This window comes from Thermogutta sp. (assembly GCF_039793925.1).
Classification (GTDB): domain Bacteria; phylum Planctomycetota; class Planctomycetia; order Pirellulales; family Thermoguttaceae; genus Thermogutta.
The window spans coordinates 1-14,946 of record NZ_JBAMME010000218.1; the positions used below are offsets into that span (position 1 = coordinate 1).

General features: G+C 57.4%; 13 protein-coding genes. 6 read left to right on the top strand and 7 right to left on the bottom strand.

Features of this window, described 5'->3' with window-relative positions; genetic code table 11:
• Together ABJK56_RS08920 and ABJK56_RS08925 are read left to right on the top strand one after the other, a co-directional pair.
• Positions 1 to 255 (top strand): H-X9-DG-CTERM domain-containing protein (locus ABJK56_RS08920; RefSeq protein ID WP_347244318.1); only part of this gene is annotated, 255 nt, incomplete at its 5' end.
• A 116-nt stretch (positions 256 to 371) separates the two neighbouring features.
• A complete protein-coding gene (locus tag ABJK56_RS08925) occupies positions 372 to 833 on the top strand; it encodes a carboxypeptidase-like regulatory domain-containing protein (RefSeq protein WP_347244319.1) in 462 nt (153 codons plus the stop codon).
• Between the two features lie 170 nt (positions 834 to 1,003).
• Here ABJK56_RS08925 and ABJK56_RS08930 read toward each other — a convergent pair whose 3' ends face one another.
• The 6 genes from ABJK56_RS08930 to ABJK56_RS08955 form a co-directional block, all read right to left on the bottom strand.
• Complete coding sequence (locus ABJK56_RS08930) at positions 1,004 to 2,740, bottom strand: hypothetical protein (protein WP_347244320.1); 1,737 nt, start codon at positions 2,738 to 2,740, stop codon at positions 1,004 to 1,006.
• A gap of 80 nt (positions 2,741 to 2,820) precedes the next feature.
• Positions 2,821 to 3,324, bottom strand: coding sequence for a carboxypeptidase-like regulatory domain-containing protein (locus ABJK56_RS08935; protein ID WP_347244321.1), 504 nt, complete (start codon positions 3,322 to 3,324; stop codon positions 2,821 to 2,823).
• Positions 3,325 to 3,419: 95 nt separating this feature from the next.
• Positions 3,420 to 4,523, bottom strand: coding sequence for a DUF1559 domain-containing protein (locus tag ABJK56_RS08940; protein ID WP_347244322.1), 1,104 nt, complete (start codon positions 4,521 to 4,523; stop codon positions 3,420 to 3,422).
• A gap of 94 nt (positions 4,524 to 4,617) precedes the next feature.
• A complete protein-coding gene (locus tag ABJK56_RS08945; RefSeq protein ID WP_347244323.1) occupies positions 4,618 to 5,031 on the bottom strand; it encodes a carboxypeptidase-like regulatory domain-containing protein in 414 nt (137 codons plus the stop codon).
• A gap of 32 nt (positions 5,032 to 5,063) precedes the next feature.
• Positions 5,064 to 5,852, bottom strand: coding sequence for a DUF1559 domain-containing protein (locus ABJK56_RS08950; RefSeq protein ID WP_347244324.1), 789 nt, complete (start codon positions 5,850 to 5,852; stop codon positions 5,064 to 5,066).
• On the bottom strand, positions 5,818 to 6,075 hold the full coding sequence (locus ABJK56_RS08955; RefSeq protein ID WP_347244325.1) for a DUF1559 domain-containing protein: 258 nt from the start codon (positions 6,073 to 6,075) through the stop codon (positions 5,818 to 5,820). The genes ABJK56_RS08950 and ABJK56_RS08955 overlap by 35 nt, the downstream gene beginning before the upstream one ends.
• Before the next feature lie 233 nt (positions 6,076 to 6,308).
• Here ABJK56_RS08955 and ABJK56_RS08960 point away from each other — a divergent pair, with 233 nt between their 5' ends.
• The 3 genes from ABJK56_RS08960 (at position 6,309) to ABJK56_RS08970 (ending at position 11,861) form a co-directional block, all read left to right on the top strand.
• A complete protein-coding gene (locus ABJK56_RS08960) occupies positions 6,309 to 7,622 on the top strand; it encodes a beta-ketoacyl-[acyl-carrier-protein] synthase family protein (RefSeq protein ID WP_347244326.1) in 1,314 nt (437 codons plus the stop codon).
• A gap of 81 nt (positions 7,623 to 7,703) precedes the next feature.
• The gene (gene uvrA / locus ABJK56_RS08965) at positions 7,704 to 10,784 is read left to right on the top strand and encodes an excinuclease ABC subunit UvrA (RefSeq protein WP_347244327.1); all 3,081 of its coding nucleotides are present in this window, start codon (positions 7,704 to 7,706) and stop codon (positions 10,782 to 10,784) included.
• 30 nt (positions 10,785 to 10,814) lie between these two features.
• A complete protein-coding gene (locus ABJK56_RS08970; RefSeq protein ID WP_347244328.1) occupies positions 10,815 to 11,861 on the top strand; it encodes a ThiF family adenylyltransferase in 1,047 nt (348 codons plus the stop codon).
• A 90-nt stretch (positions 11,862 to 11,951) separates the two neighbouring features.
• Here the strand turns inward: ABJK56_RS08970 and ABJK56_RS08975 are convergent, their stop codons facing one another.
• Positions 11,952 to 13,835, bottom strand: a complete 1,884-nt coding sequence (locus ABJK56_RS08975) for a heparinase II/III family protein (protein ID WP_347244329.1) — start codon at positions 13,833 to 13,835, stop codon at positions 11,952 to 11,954.
• A gap of 616 nt (positions 13,836 to 14,451) precedes the next feature.
• Between ABJK56_RS08975 and ABJK56_RS08980 the strand changes: the two genes are divergently transcribed.
• Positions 14,452 to 14,913, top strand: a complete 462-nt coding sequence (locus tag ABJK56_RS08980; protein WP_347244330.1) for a hypothetical protein — start codon at positions 14,452 to 14,454, stop codon at positions 14,911 to 14,913.
• Positions 14,914 to 14,946: the final 33 nt, after the last annotated feature.

A 14,946-nucleotide genomic window follows, 5' to 3' on the forward strand; every position in this document is an offset into this window, starting at 1 on the left:
CCTCCAAATGGGCCATGTGCGTTCGATATCCGCACAGGAGTAGGTTGGGACATCTGCTTGCTGCCCCCCAGCAGTAGTCACCCCGGTGGGGTCAATGTGCTCTTCGGTGACGGGTCGGTTCGGTTTATTTCGCAAACGATCGACACCGGCAACCTGGGCGTCGTCCAAGTTAATACGTATTACGGCCCAAGCAATTACGGCGTGTGGGGTGCACTGGGCTCCAAGGCCGGTAATGAATCGGTGACCGCGCCGTGATTCCCAACTGGCCGATCCCCGTGAGCGTTTCCGATGGTCCCCCGTCACAGGCGCGCTTCCGCTCACCATTGATGGCCGCACGGGGTGGGCTTGGAGATCCAAAAAAGGAGGGTCTCATGTCACGTTTCATATCTGCCCTTCGATCGATCACAGTGACCGGCTTCTTGGTGGTATCTATCGTGTTATTGGGTTGCGGGAAGAAAGGTGGTCCCAAGCTATACCCGGTGGAAGGGAAGATCACGTACAAGGGAAACCCCTTGGCGGGAGCCAACGTTCTATTTGTTGCTACTGACGGAAAAGCCAGCGGCGCCGGTCGGACAGATGCGACTGGCTCCTATCGGATCCAATCGCAATGGGGAGCAGGCCTTCCGGTCGGGGAGTATTTCGTGGCGGTGACCAAGTTTGAGGACACCGGCCCAATAGAAGAAGAGGGGCCTTACAACCCCGAGGCAGCCAACGTGGAAGCTCCTCCCCCGAAGCCTCTGGTGCCGCAGAAGTACGCGGTTCCGGAAAAATCCGGACTTAAGGCATCAGTGCGGCCAGACACCAACCGTTTTGATTTCGACCTGACGGATTGAGTCTGTTCGCCCCGCTCTAAACTGGGGGTCTTAACCAGTCATGGTCTTAAGGAAACGGCGTGAAACTGAGAACCCAATGGACCGCCACGGCTCGGTGATTTTGGGGAGGGTTTCGACGACTGGGGCCGATAATCAGCGCACGGAGACTCTGGCAGTGCTCGTGTGAAAGGTTACTTCACTGCCCACACATCCCAACCGCCATTGTCCACAAAGACACGATTCGCACTGAGCCCCGCCGGTAGGTGATGCGGTGGGGGAGGAAATGTGGGTGGACGGAGGAGAAAACGCACACCGCTTTCCTTGAGAAGTCGGCAGGCTTCTTCTTCGTACGGTTCTTTTCGCCACACTTCGGCCAGTCGAAACCAACGGTGCGGAAACGCGCCGGAATAACCGTTGACGAGGGAACATCGGTGGATGGGCTGCCAGAGCATCACCCGCACGATGCTTTCATATTCCACGAGTTGACCCGGTCCGGGAAAATCGAGGACGAGGATGACCGACCCCGGCGGGCTATTGTGCGCGAGATAAACGGCCCACTGCGGCGGACGCGAATAGTCCGGCGGAATGACAAGGAATGGAGCACACGGCAGTACCTCAAGCAGGGATATCAGGCCAAGTCCCCCACATAAACCGGCCGAAATCGCTCCTCTCCGTATTCCCACGATTCTCCACCGCCAGAAGTGGCGTACACTTATGAGACCGAGGGCACTTAACAAGAGAATTGCAAGCTGACCGAGATATGCAAATCGGTAAGGACTCCGGACACTAGCAAAAGGTGGAATGACGTTGGCAACCACATCCCACGGGGAGACTTGCCCAAGGCGAGGGCGCGGTCCGACCGAGCCCAACACGGCTACCACGGCAATACCTCCCAAGAATAAAACCATCCGGCGAAGTGATGGCGGCTGACTTCCTCTCAACGCTGCGGTGGCCGTCGCACCCACGGCAAGAAGGCAGATCAGCCATCCCGGGTTAAGACGCCGACCGCCCAGCTCCCGGAACGTTCCCAGGCAAGAATCCAGTCCATGCGGTGGTGGTGCCAGCCACTGGCGAACTGTGGCTGAGAGCGCGGCGACCACCTCGGCCGGACGAACGACCCGATGCTGGGAGAGTATCCTGCTCATTGGCAGTCCGAGGGGCAAGATCAGCAGCATCCCCAGCCCCACTCCGCTGAGCCAAACGCATAGCCCCTTGCTCCCTTTGCCGATAAAAAACCAGGGTACGACAAGCCCGAGCACGACGGCACTGAACAGCCCTAATTGGACGCTCGACGCAAAAGTCAGTGCCCAGGCCAGGGCAAATTCGAGACTGTGTCTCCACATTGGGCGATCGAGGGTGCGCAGGATCACATCCCACTGCCACAATATTGGCCAGAGAGAAGCGTACTGAATCAGCTCGGGCTGCTGGAGAACCAAAGGCAACCACACCACGAGGGCCCCCGCGTATCCCGATCCCCAGGGATCTCCTGACCATCTGCGAACCAGCACTCGGGCAAAAACCCCGTTGAGGACGAGGGCTCCCACCAAATAAACGTGGAAAGCGGCCACCGGACCGCACGTCCAAACCACAGGCGCTACGATGGCCGTCAGAGGCTGAGGTTCAGAGAAGGCGAACGTGCCCTTTTCGGGCCAAAAGATCGGCGCGTCCCAGTAGTTTTTAAGACCGTGGGAGAGACGATCGGCATTCCACCATATGGTCCAGACATTGAAAAGCGTCACCACGCCGTTAGCCGGTCGGCTGGCCGGGAGAGCGCCGGTGATGAGGGAATGCCGATATCCCCAGAGGGCGAGACAGAGATATACCAAAGCCCAAACTAACGAAGACCACCGGGACCATCCCGGAGTCGACAAGGGGCCTTCTCTTCGCTGAACCCGCGGGGAGACAGTGTCACCGTCGCAGAATTTCATAAAGTACGTCTTCCCAGCAGTTGGCCCGCCCGCTTGCGAGACCTATTTTACCAGGACAGGTTTCCCGGACAAAGCGCTCATCACTGGGAAGCCAGTTTTATCTCCAGATTTTGCAGCCCCTCGGATGGCACCGTGACTTCGATCCCCGAAGTCTTGGGATTAGCATACTTTTCGGGGAGCACGTTCCGTGTGGCGGTGACTTCCGTTGAGGGCCCGGAACCCCCGGAGGCCAGAGCCGCGTGTTCCACATCCTCGGCCACGACGAACTGCTTTTTTGTCGAATCTGTTACAAGTTTTGTGACCTGGACGAGGTATTTCCCGGGCACAGCCCCACTGACCGTTTCCGATGATTTAAGTGTGAAATGTCCTTTGGCGTCCGTCACCGCATACGCCCCGTAAGCGGGTGTTCCTGTGGGTACGAAGACCACTGTAGCTCCGTCGACCGGTTGCCCGTCGAGAGTCACCGTTCCGGAGACGGGGGCCGTCTGTGGGATGTTACCCCGGTTGCGGGAACCGCAGCCCTCTGAAACCGTCAAGCCAAACAGGGAACACAGGAAGGCTACCAAGATGAAACGCCGATCCATAGATCACCTCACACAGGGGACTGTCCGTGTCGTCGAAGCAATCAGATATGCCCCGCAGCACCCGATTGGAAAGTGCAGGGTACCGAGAAAGCTCTTCAGAATCCAGTGACTGTTTCGCCGCCAGCTTTGGTTCCCAACGCTCCCCACACGCCAAACGGACTGGGACCAGAGGTAGTGGGCAAAGGCGCAACCGCCCCCAGATTACCGGTGTCGATCGTGTCGCTAATAAACCGCACGCTCCCATCGGCAAAAGCCACATTGACACCACCGGGGTGTTCACTCGTGGCAGTGTAAATCCCCGGTGCGAAATGCCCTGATATGCCACTCCAGCCACCGCCGGCGATCGCACAGACGGCCGTATTGGGTGGCAAAATCGTGGTTACACCGGCGAAGAACGCCGCACCGTCTCCCCAGCGATACCCTGGAGAGGTGTCGCTCGTGAAGATCGGAGCGCCCGCGATATAGGCATTCCCCGCCCAATAAGCTCGACAGGTGAGCGGGATGTAGGCCGCTGGGTCTCCACTGGTATCATAAATGACGGACCCGCGATCGTTGTCCCGGCGTGGGCGTGATCGCTCGGCCAGTGCAATCGTGTTGCTCGTTCCGTCAGTAATGGCGGCAAGCGAATTATAGTCCTGTCGGCCGAAGCAGCCCCGATTACGGATCGGCGTGTTCATAAGGGCAGCCGCTTGATTGGCGTCCGATCGTTCCGTGGGATTATGCACCGAGGCTTCGTAATTGTCGCCCGCGCAAAAGGCATAACTCGTCGAACCGCGCTTGGCACCCCTCGGGGGAATATCTCCTGCGTCGCTCGGACAATTAAGTGTGGGGATAACCGTAAGCTGCCAGTGTGAAACGGCGTTATCAGACCAGGGGTTGTCATTGGCCTGCATGGCTGCATCGTACACCGATTTCTGCTCGTAAAACGGTGCCAACTGGACCCACCCGCTGATCCGCAACCGTTGATAACCGGTGGCGATATTGCCGGTGCCAGACTGCCGGGCCGGCAGTCGCTGATACGTATCCACGTACGTATGGACCGCCAACATGAGCTGCTTAAGATTATTGCTGCACTGACTCCGCCGAGCCGCCTCCCGAGCCGCCTGAACAGCAGGCAACAAAAGCGCGATGAGGATTCCAATAATGGCGATGACGACCAGCAGTTCAACCAGAGTGAAGGCTCTTCTGAGGCCACGCATAACAATGCCTCCTCTCATAGAGAACATCGAACAACTACAACTACCCACGGGCTTCATTTGCGGTTTTTTTCGCCCGGCATCCGATCGGTGCCCTTCATCGTGATGTCAATGGGAAATCGATGACTTGATGGCCTCGTTTGACTTCCACTTCTAAAGTGGTGTTCGTATTGTATTTGGCGGGAACCCTCTCTGGGACAAATCCCACGAGCTGTCCGGAGTCATCCTTTTCTCCTGCTTCAAAGGTGGAAATTGTCACTTTATGTTTGCCCACCACGGCCCCTTTACTGCCGGCGGCGAATTCCAGCTCATAATGGCCACTTCCATCCGTGACGGCCATCGACGAGCGGCCACCATCGACCGGGCTGAAGATCACACGGGCTCCCGGGAGGGGAACGCCATCCAACGTGACCGTGCCTTCCACCTGCCCGAGTGCAGGACCGCCCCGCCCACACCCGCTGAAACTCGCAAGTGCAGCGAATAAAAGAAACACAAACCCGCTCTGCTTCACTCTTGACCTCCCCTCATGAACAGTGAACGTTACTACGGCACCTGCACAGGTTGGCCATCGTCGATGGCGATGAGGCGTTCGTATGTGCTATCCACAGCGGATGTGGCATTGTTGTGGTCAATTGTGTTTGAAATGAAGCGGACCGAGCCGTCCACCATCGCAAAGTTGGCCCCGCCGGGATGCATTGAGCTGAACCCCCTGTCGCATTCGGGGACAGATGTACAATTGAGAGGCCACCGTCCGCAAGCCATGGCATAGACCTGTCCTTGTCGGGAATGGTTTCCCGTATCTCCGTTAGCCATGATCGGCACCGCGGCCCGCAGGAAAACTCCCTGCATTTGCCACGCCCGTTCTCCCAGTGCAAAGGTGTTGCTCGTGCCGTCGGTCACGTCGCCAATGGGAGTACAGCGTGGGGGGCCACCTGCCGCCGTCTGACCGTAGCCCAGGAAGCCGTTAAACTGATTCGTGCCTGTGTACTCCCGATTGAGATCGTAACTATTGTTAGACCCTACGTAATTCGACGTAAAAACATCCACGCAGCCAGTTGTACAATCCACGTTTCCATAGAAGCCGATTCGCGGCACCTTTCGTTCCGTATTTGTTTCCGGTCCAGTGTCAGAGGGGCATCGGAAAAGCGGCAAGCGCTGGCGTACAAGGGCGTAGACCTGATCTGGCTGAATCGCCGCATCGGAGGGAATTCTTGTGGGTTGGAGCGTATCAAACAGAGCCGACTGTTCGCAATACGGGAGAATAAACGCTCCCCAAGACCAGGTTCCGCACTGGCCCTCAGGGCAGTTGTTGATGACGAACCAGTTGCCCATCTTCACCAAGCCCGGGGGGAAACCGATTCCACTTGTCGTGATAGTTGTGGAAAGCAAGCATGAGCTGTTTGAGATTGTTGTTGCACTGGCTCCGTCGAGCAGCCTCACGTGCTGCCTGGACCGCTGGGAGCAAGAGCGCGATAAGGATTCCGATAATGGCGATGACCACCAGTAGCTCCACAAGCGTGAACCCACACCGTCGAGTGGGAGTGTGGCAGCGCATGCGTTTCACCCTTTTTTAACAGAGTGGACGATAACAACCAGGTGACACATTTACAGTTTTTAATTCTTTCCGCGCCCCTATTAGCCTTGGCAAGTATTTCTGTCAAGAATTGTGCGCGAACGGTTCGTCGAACGCCCAAAGGCTTTATGTCTCGACGATCGCAGTGCGGTCGGTTAAGATAAGAAATTCGCCACGGTAGTCCAGCAGACTGAGGAAAGCTTGAGGGCGAACCCATGGATCGCTCGGAGCGACGAGTTGTCATTACGGGAATCGGCGTTATCTCCCCTATAGGTAGGAGCCCCCAAGAAATCTGGGAGGCCGTTCAGGTCGGGCGATCGGGCCTTGCGCGCCCCAGCGCGATTCCACGAGAGGTGATTCCCCTGCGGGCAGCCGGGGAAGTCAAGGAATTCACAGGTAACGTCAAAGATTTTGGCGAAATGGATAGGGAGGCGCAAAAAAATCTCCGCAAAGCGCTCAAAGTTATGTGCCGTGAGTGTCAGATGGGTGTGGCCGCTGGCCAACTTGCCCTCAACGATGCGGGGATTCGAATGGGGACATTTGCGCCTGAACGAATCGGCACTAGCTTCGGCAGCGACTACATGGTGAGCGAGCCCCATGAATTTTTTGAAGGCATTAAGGCGTGTTTGAATGGGGACGGCGTGTTCCATTTTGACCGATGGGCCGGAGAAGGAATGCCACGACTTTTCCCTTTATGGCTCCTTAAATACCTTCCCAATATGCCGGCGAGCCACCTGGCCATTTATAATGACCTGCGAGGCCCGAGTAATTCGCTCACGGTGCGGGAGGCAAGTCCCGGCGTGTGCCTGGCGGACGGACTAAACATCATCCGTGCGGGACGTGCGGATTGCATGGTGGTGGGGGTGACCGGAACGCGGCTCAGTTTAATGAAGGCCCTCCATACCGTCCAACAGGAAGAGGTTGCCTTGGGGGATGACGAGCCCACAACGGCCTGCCGACCTTTCGATCGAAATCGCCCCGGCATGGTGCCGGGTGAGGGTGCGGCGGCCGTCATTTTGGAAGAAAGCCAGTCAGCGATCAGACGTGGTGTCAAAATTTACGGCGAGCTCCTAGCAGCAGCCTCTGCCGCTGTGGCGGGACGTTATTGTGTGGCTGACCGAAAAGCAGCGCTCATTTTGGCTCTACGGGCGGTCTTAGATCAGGCCGAACTGCGGCCCGCCGATATTGGTTTTGTCATGGCTCACGGACTAGGAACTCAAAGTTGCGATCAGGAGGAGGCGGAAGCCCTTGCCGAAGTCTTTGGCCCAAAAAAGGTACCAGTCATCGCTGCGAAGAGTTATTTCGGAAATCTGGGCGCCGGCGCAGGCTTGGTGGAACTGGCCCTGGGTATACTGGCTCTCAATCACAAACAATTATTCGCCACGCTTAACTGTGATGATCCGGATCCCGCGTGTCCCGTAGACGTGGTCCGCGAGGCCCGGGAGATCCCACGCCCGGTCTTTGTGAACGTCAATGTGACGCCGCAGGGACAAGCCTCGGCGGCCATCGTGGTTGCATGGAGCGAATAGCACCTCCGTTAGCAGGACCGGTCGCGAAGAGGCCCGGCGCGGCGGCGGGACGCGGAGTTATCAGCTACCCTCTAGACAGTCATGTCTTCCCAAGGACGCAGCATCATCATTCGCGGTGCCCGCACCCACAATCTCAAGTCCATTGATGTTGAAATACCAAAAGGAAAACTAACTATCCTCTGCGGTCCCAGTGGAAGTGGCAAAACCAGCCTCGCCTTCGATACGCTCTACGTTGAAGGGCAGCGGCGCTACATCGAAAGTCTTTCCACGCGGATTCGCCAGCATTTTGGGGATCTGCCACGCCCGGATGTCGACTATATCGGCAATCTTTCGCCCACGGTAGCCGTGGGTGACCAGGTGCGGACTCGGGGAATAAGGGGAGACGTCTCCCAACTGACGGAAGTTTTCGATTTTCTCCGTTTGCTTTACACGCACCTGGGAGAGATTTTTTGCACGGATTGCGGCTGGCCTGTACGGGCTTGGGATTCACAGACGATTACAGAAATTTTGCAAGCGGACTGGTTGACAGGCCGTCGCGCGATGGTGGCCTTTTGCGTTCCGGAAGCCTTTTTGACGGCCCGAGAACCTCTCCATTACCTGCAGGAACTTTCCATTAGACTGGCGGCAGATGGGTGGACCCGCGTCCTCGTGGGTAACCGAATCCTCTCCATCCACGATTTTCAAAGGATAGTTCCCGAGGTTGAAGGTCAGGCTCGCAAGAGCTTGGTGGAGCGGGAAAGCGGCGATCAAAACCGGTGGGACGAGCCGTTAGCTGTTGTGGTGGACCGGGTCCAACTGGGAAGTTGTCCCGAGCCTCGACTTCGTGAGTCGGTTGAGGTGGCCCTTGCGCAGGGGAGCGGAAAGTGCCTCATTTTTGTGGAAAAGAGAGACGTTGCATCGGAGACGGCGAAATCGCAGAAATCGTTTTCCGAGCGGGGGACTTTGGTTGGCGATGTGGTCTGGAGGTTGTGCAGTATCGACGAACGTGAATGGCTCCGCGCCGATTTCACCTGCCAACCTGTTTGTCCTACATGCGGACGGGTATTTACCCCACCGGAGCCAAATCTTTTCAACATTCACACAGCTATCGGTGCGTGTCCTCGCTGCCACGGTACAGGAAAAGCCACTACACTGAATCCTGCTCTGGTGTTTCCTGATTTCCACCTCAGCTTGGATAAAGGGGCAATCGCTCCGCTGCGCAGGCCTGGGCTGAAGCGACTCCAGGAAGAATTTCTCCGTCAGGCGAATGTGGTAGGTATTCCGGTTGATCAACCGGTCTGCGATTTGACTCCGGAGCAACTTGGACTGCTCCTTTATGGAAGCGAGGAAAAAGGTTTTGCCGGGCTTGAAGGGGTTTTTCGAAAATTGGAAAGGCAGCGGCAGAGATTTGCCTGGCGGGCTTGGACGCAACAATGGCAGGTGGAGGTCGCGTGTCCCGAGTGCCGGGGGGCGCGCCTTTCACGTCAGGCCTTGAGCATTTTCTTGAAAAGTCGTTGGCGAAAGGCCGTGTCGCGCGAAGCTAGGGAATTGGAAGCACTCGAGGCACGTTATCAGGACGGGGAATCGCGTGTACATCGGCTGAACATCCGCGAGTTCTGCGCCCTCACCGTAGATGAGGCGATTGAGTTTCTCGACCAACTTGTTCTGGACCGTCCGGAAACCCGCCAGGCGGCCTACTGTCGCGAAGAAATTCTCCAACGGCTTCGCTCGCTCCGGGAGCTTGGCCTCGGTCACATTCATCTCCACCGACCAGGCAACTCCCTCAGTACCGGAGAGTTACGGAGAACGCTTCTTGCCGCAGCGCTGGGGTCCGGCCTCAAGCATGTAGTCTATATCCTCGACGAGCCGTCGACAGGACTTCATCCGCGAGATCGATCAGCACTTCACCGAATGATCCTTCACCTCCGTGATCGTGGCAACACGGTTGTCACAATTGAACACGACGAAACCCTGATCCGGGAGGCAGATCTCCTCATCGAACTGGGACCCGGGGCCGGAGAACGCGGCGGCGAGATTGTCTTTATGGGATCACCGCAAGATTTGGCCAACGCCACTACTTTGACCGCCGAATATGTCAACCATCGGCGCCAGATCGTGTTGACGCGTCCTCGCCGTCAGGCGCAGGGCTGGATTCGGCTGGCGAAAGCCTCAGGGCACAATCTCAAGGATCTCACGGTGGAATTCCCGCTTGGAGTTCTCTGTGCGGTCACAGGGGTCAGCGGGGCGGGCAAAAGCACGCTCGTGGAAAAAACACTCTATCCCGCGCTTGTTCAGAGACTGCATGGCACTGGTCCGGAGCCGCTCCCATTTTCTGATCTGCTGGGAGAAAAACAGATTGCTGACATTGTCCTTGTGGATCAGACTATCCCCGGCAAAACGTGGCGTTCAAACCCAACCACTTTCATAAAGGCGTTCGACGAAGTCAGAAAAGTTTTCGCCCAGACCAGCGACGCGAAGGTCCGCGGTTACGGCGTGAGCCACTTTAGCTTCAATTCTCCGGAAGGCCAGTGTCCGCGATGCCACGGGGAAGGCTTTCTCGAAATTGACATGGTCTTTCTTCCCAATATGGAAATTCCCTGTCCGGATTGTGAAGGCAAACGCTATCGCCAGGAGATCCTGTCTGTATCTTACCGTGGCAAGAACATCGCGGAAGTGCTTCACATGACTGTGCGAGAGGCGTACTTCTTTTTCCGCGGGGAGCCGCAACTACAGGCTAAGTTACGGCGATTGATGGATGTTGGGCTGGATTATCTTCGCCTGGGCCAACCGATGGCAAGCCTTTCCAGTGGGGAGGCACAACGACTCAAACTGGCCTCGTATTTCTCCCGGTCCCGAAAAAAACCGACTCTCTTTATTCTCAGTGAACCCACAAGAGGACTCCATCCCCACGATATTCACCAGCTCCTGGAATGCTTTGACACGCTATTATCGCTGGGGCACTCGCTGCTGGTGATCGAGCATAATCTTGCTCTCGTTGCCTCTGCAGATTACGTCATCGACCTGGGGCCTGGCGCGGGGAGCGAAGGCGGCCGAGTTGTTGCCCAGGGAACGCCCGAGGAAATCGCGGCCTCCTCGGAGTCGGTGACAGGCCGGTTTCTTCTTAAAATACTGGAGGAGCGGGGCAATGCCAAACATTCATCGCGGACACAAAATGTGGAATGACACCCGCAGAAGTCTGTTTGTACGCTGAGTATGCTGTCCTCTCGATCTGATTTGGAAACGTCTCTCCGATACCTCCGCCAGATTCAATTTGCTGATTTGGGAGCGGAAGGTCAAAAACGGCTTGCAGAGGCCCGAGCACTGGTCTGCGGCTGCGGCGCTTTGGGAACGATGGTGGCCAATCACCTGGTACGGGCAGGGGTGGGCTTTGTGCGCATAGTGGATCGCGACCTGGTCGATCTGAGCAACCTGCACCGGCAGTGCCTGTTTGACGAAGAAGATGCGCGTCGGCAGCTCCCCAAAGCCGTGGCGGCTGCAGATAAACTTCAGCGTATCAACTCCGAAGTCCGAGTGGAGCCGATTGTGGCCGACATCCGTTCCGACAACATCGGCGAGTTAGCGCAGGACGTCGATCTTCTCGTCGATGGAACAGATAACTTTGAAACCCGATTTCTCCTGAACGATTACGCAATTCGCCAGAACGTGCCCTGGATCTTTGCTGCATGTCTTGGAGCCCAGGGACAGGTGATGGTCGTCCTGCCGGGAGAAACGCCGTGTCTGCGCTGTTTGATTCCGACCCTCCCGCCAGCAGGGACCCTGCCCACCTGCGAGACGGCTGGAATTCTGGGGCCCGTCGTGGGTGTCGTGGCCTCACTGGAGGCGATGGAAGCCCTCAAAATCCTGGCCGGTCGACGGGACGCTGTCACACATGATCTTATTGTTGTCAACCTGTGGCCGGTGAGACTTCGCCAGATCTCGCTGACCAGTATGCGTGATCCTTCGTGTCCCACCTGCGTAGAGCAGCGGTTCGAGTTCCTCGAACATCGACGGGAATCAACCAGCGTCGCGCTCTGCGGGCGTAAAACCGTGCAAGTGACTCCTCCAGAAGGTCGATGCGATCTGGACGAGATTCACAAGCGATGGAATGCCCTGGGGGAAGTGGAGAGGTGCCCCTATTTCTTGCGTCTGCGAACGCCAGACTGGACACTGACGCTTTTTCCCGATGGACGAGCCCTCATCACCGGGATCGATGACCCTGTCCTGGGACGAACCATTTATGCCCGGTTTGTTGGGATGTAGGCGACACACCGTTGTCGGCGGAATCCGCCGAAGCACATCCTTCGGATGCAACCAAATCCGCGTTGGAGGTAGAACGGTTGAAGGAATTGGCTATCGCCCTGTGGCCACCTGTCCTTCCCAGTCCTGTAGCGGGCGGAGTGAAATTGGCGGCCGTTTTGCCAAAGGATTACACCAGAAGACAACAGCCAGTGTAAATGGTTCATCGGAAAGCTTCGTACGGATTGCCAGCTTGGTCACGCCCGGATTCTGACGTTGGGGTGGCGGCGGATTGGCAGATTGACTTTCGAAAATGAGGTCACGCGGCGCAAGAATCTCCGCTATGACCTGCCGGTCGTTCTGGGTGAGCGTGGCTCTGTTGCCTTGAATGCTCACCCTCGCCTCGGTATGAATTTGCCACTGAAGTTCTTTGCCTGAGTGGCCGACGATTTCATCCTGGACAAGCACCGCATTGCGACCGAACACGGCAATCCCGCGGAGAACTCTCGAGGAAGCGATGCCTGTCTGACGTTCGTTTTCCATATAGGCCGCCGAGAGATCGATCACAGCATGGGATATCGTCGGGCTACTCCAAAAGGCAATGACAGGCGCTTTTGCCTGGGGGTTTTGGTTTTGCCCGTCTAGAACAAGGGTGTTCTGTCCCTGCGTACCCAGGCGGTAGTACGTCCAACGCTGCTTTCCGAAATAGCCGGGCAGATTGTAATTGTCGGAACCCAGGTCCAGGACCCATCGCAAGCCCTGGGCATCGAGGACGAAACTGCCCAGCTCGAGGTGGCTGTGGTTGACGGCATTATCTCCGCCCTTGAAGCCCACGAAGACGGCTTGATCTTCCCAGTCACTCCGCAACGTCACAATGTCGGCACCGCGGAACCACTTGGCTGGGGGTTCTCGAGTAATGTCAGCGGACTGGTCGTTGTACCACCAAAGATGGAGCGGTGTGCGACCCTTGACCACCTCTCGCTCATGCCAGGCATACAGTGGTTTACCGAAGCGGGTCGCCAACCAGAACATTGGCGCGGCCGCTCCCACCCGGGCAGAACCGTCCGCGAAATTGAAAGCCAACCCGCTGGGGCCGACGACGTGAATCCTAAAATCTCCTGCCTTGTCGAACCCCGGCGAATCGGACAGCCCGAAGTCCGTGCCAAGAGCACTTTGCAGTCCGGCCAACATGTAAACGGTGTAATGGGTGGCGTAGCTCCAATAACCCGGGCCTTCTGCCCAGGCTCCATCTGGTGCATAATTGGCCAGCGCTATTGGAATCGATTTGATCGCCTGGGCCAGAATGTATTCGGCGAGTTGGGGTTCCTCGTCGGCAACCGCCAGAGCTCCCAGGGTCATTCCTCCGTTACATACCTGATTCCAGTTCCAGGAAGTCTTTGTCCACCACGTTCCTTTGCGGTAGATCTTTTCTCCTTCACGGAGGCCCTTTTCCACAATTGCCTGCCGAATGGTCTGACGCTGTTGCGAATCGAGCACCTCGTAAAGCCAGTCGTACCCGATCGCAAGAGCATGCGTCATTTCCGCCGTGTCCAAGAAATGGGACGGATTCCAATCCTGAAAACCGGCCGCCGTGATCATTTCTTTGATAGCCCGATCGGCATAGCGACGCTCGCCCGTCACCCGGTAAACCGTGGCCAAAAGGTAGACTCTCGAGAGGCACAGCCGGCTTTGGTCAAGCAACCGGGGGCCTATGAGACGGTGCTGAACCGGGGATTGACGGAACACCTCATCGGCTTCTTTCCGCAGAAATTCAAAAATCGCTCGGAGTTGGGCATTCTGCCCCAGGAGCTGCTTGACCCGCCTCTCGTCTTCCCGCGTGACAATAAGTCGAGGGTGTTCCTTTCGCAGTGTCGCCAGTGGCGAAGCTTCATCCGACGCCATGAGGGGGCGGCCAATCGTCAGGATTGTGGTCAAACCAGAAAAAACAGTAAAAATTACCACTTGTTTCGCGATCTGGGAATAATGGGCAAAAATCATCGACTGACGACCTCCTGGTTTTGCAAGTTTCTGTTCATGCCGTCAACACTCAACATACTGTCATCGCGGTCGACCCGGAACCGCGCGCAAGAGCACGAGCGAGGCTTTTTCCTCCTCCCACCACCAACGTCGTACTCATCCGGAATCTTGGGGATTTACCCAGCCCGAGTTTATGATTGTTGGCCGGAACCACAGCGCATCTGTGAGGCCCGGTCCAGGATTCTACAAAGCATCCCAGCCATCGAGCCCCAAGCTCGAATGTTTGGGGCTGCCACGAGTCACGTCCGGGTGGTAAGCCGGGCAAGCAATGTCTGAACACATACACTTTGCCCAAACTGATTATCGCCATACAAACGACAAATTTGATGCTAAAGACAAACTTTGCCCCGCCTACGCCCTTGACAACTCTTCTCCAGTTGGTATCTTTAACAACCTAGGGATGGGGATGCCCCACGGGAGGTGTGGTCGCAGGTAATAAACAGGGTGGCGACCACAGGTCGCGAGTGAGCGGTGGTCGTGGGGCGGCATCCGTCGAAGAGGAGCTTGTTGCTCCTGGTGTGTTGTCGGTGTGTCCGTTGCGGTCTGGGTTTTTCAGCCTTGAAAGGAGGACCCAAACATGAATCGCTTGAGCATCCTGTGTGTCGCTGCTGTGTGTGTTGGATTGTTGACAGCGTGGGCGGCAAATGCCCACGAGACCAAGGCATGCTGCCAACCCGCCCCGGCCTGCCAGCCGGCGTGCGAGCAACCTGCGCCTCCGGCCTGTGAGCCGGCCTGTCAGCCTGTCCAGCGCGTCGGTTTGCTGGCTCGGCTGCGGGCCCGCTGCGAGGCTCGCAAGGCGGCTGAGGCGTGCTGCGAACCGGCTCCCTGCGAAGAGCCCAAGCCCTGCGAACCTGTGAAGGTGGAACCGGCCTGCCAGCCCGAGTGCCCGCCTCCAGCCCACCATCACTGCCGGTTGTTCGGCAGGCACCGCCGGGTGGTGGTCGTGGATGAGGCTTGCTGCCAGCCGGCCGCTGAGGCACAGCCGGCCCAACCCGCGGAAGCCCCCAAGCCGGCTCCCCAGCCTGAAGAGAAGAAGTGACTGAGTGCTGATGTGGTTCGGATGCCCGCCCCG

Coding starts and splice junctions, on each gene's coding strand:
- ABJK56_RS08955 (WP_347244325.1), bottom strand. CDS start 6,075: ATGCGCTGCCACACTCCCACTCGACGGTGTGGGTTCACGCTTGTGGAG.
- ABJK56_RS08950 (WP_347244324.1), bottom strand. CDS start 5,852: ATGGGCAACTGGTTCGTCATCAACAACTGCCCTGAGGGCCAGTGCGGA.
- ABJK56_RS08960 (WP_347244326.1), top strand. CDS start 6,309: ATGGATCGCTCGGAGCGACGAGTTGTCATTACGGGAATCGGCGTTATC.
- ABJK56_RS08970 (WP_347244328.1), top strand. CDS start 10,815: ATGCTGTCCTCTCGATCTGATTTGGAAACGTCTCTCCGATACCTCCGC.
- ABJK56_RS08975 (WP_347244329.1), bottom strand. CDS start 13,835: ATGATTTTTGCCCATTATTCCCAGATCGCGAAACAAGTGGTAATTTTT.
- ABJK56_RS08935 (WP_347244321.1), bottom strand. CDS start 3,324: ATGGATCGGCGTTTCATCTTGGTAGCCTTCCTGTGTTCCCTGTTTGGC.
- ABJK56_RS08940 (WP_347244322.1), bottom strand. CDS start 4,523: ATGCGTGGCCTCAGAAGAGCCTTCACTCTGGTTGAACTGCTGGTCGTC.
- ABJK56_RS08980 (WP_347244330.1), top strand. CDS start 14,452: ATGAATCGCTTGAGCATCCTGTGTGTCGCTGCTGTGTGTGTTGGATTG.
- uvrA (WP_347244327.1), top strand. CDS start 7,704: ATGTCTTCCCAAGGACGCAGCATCATCATTCGCGGTGCCCGCACCCAC.
- ABJK56_RS08925 (WP_347244319.1), top strand. CDS start 372: ATGTCACGTTTCATATCTGCCCTTCGATCGATCACAGTGACCGGCTTC.
- ABJK56_RS08930 (WP_347244320.1), bottom strand. CDS start 2,740: ATGAAATTCTGCGACGGTGACACTGTCTCCCCGCGGGTTCAGCGAAGA.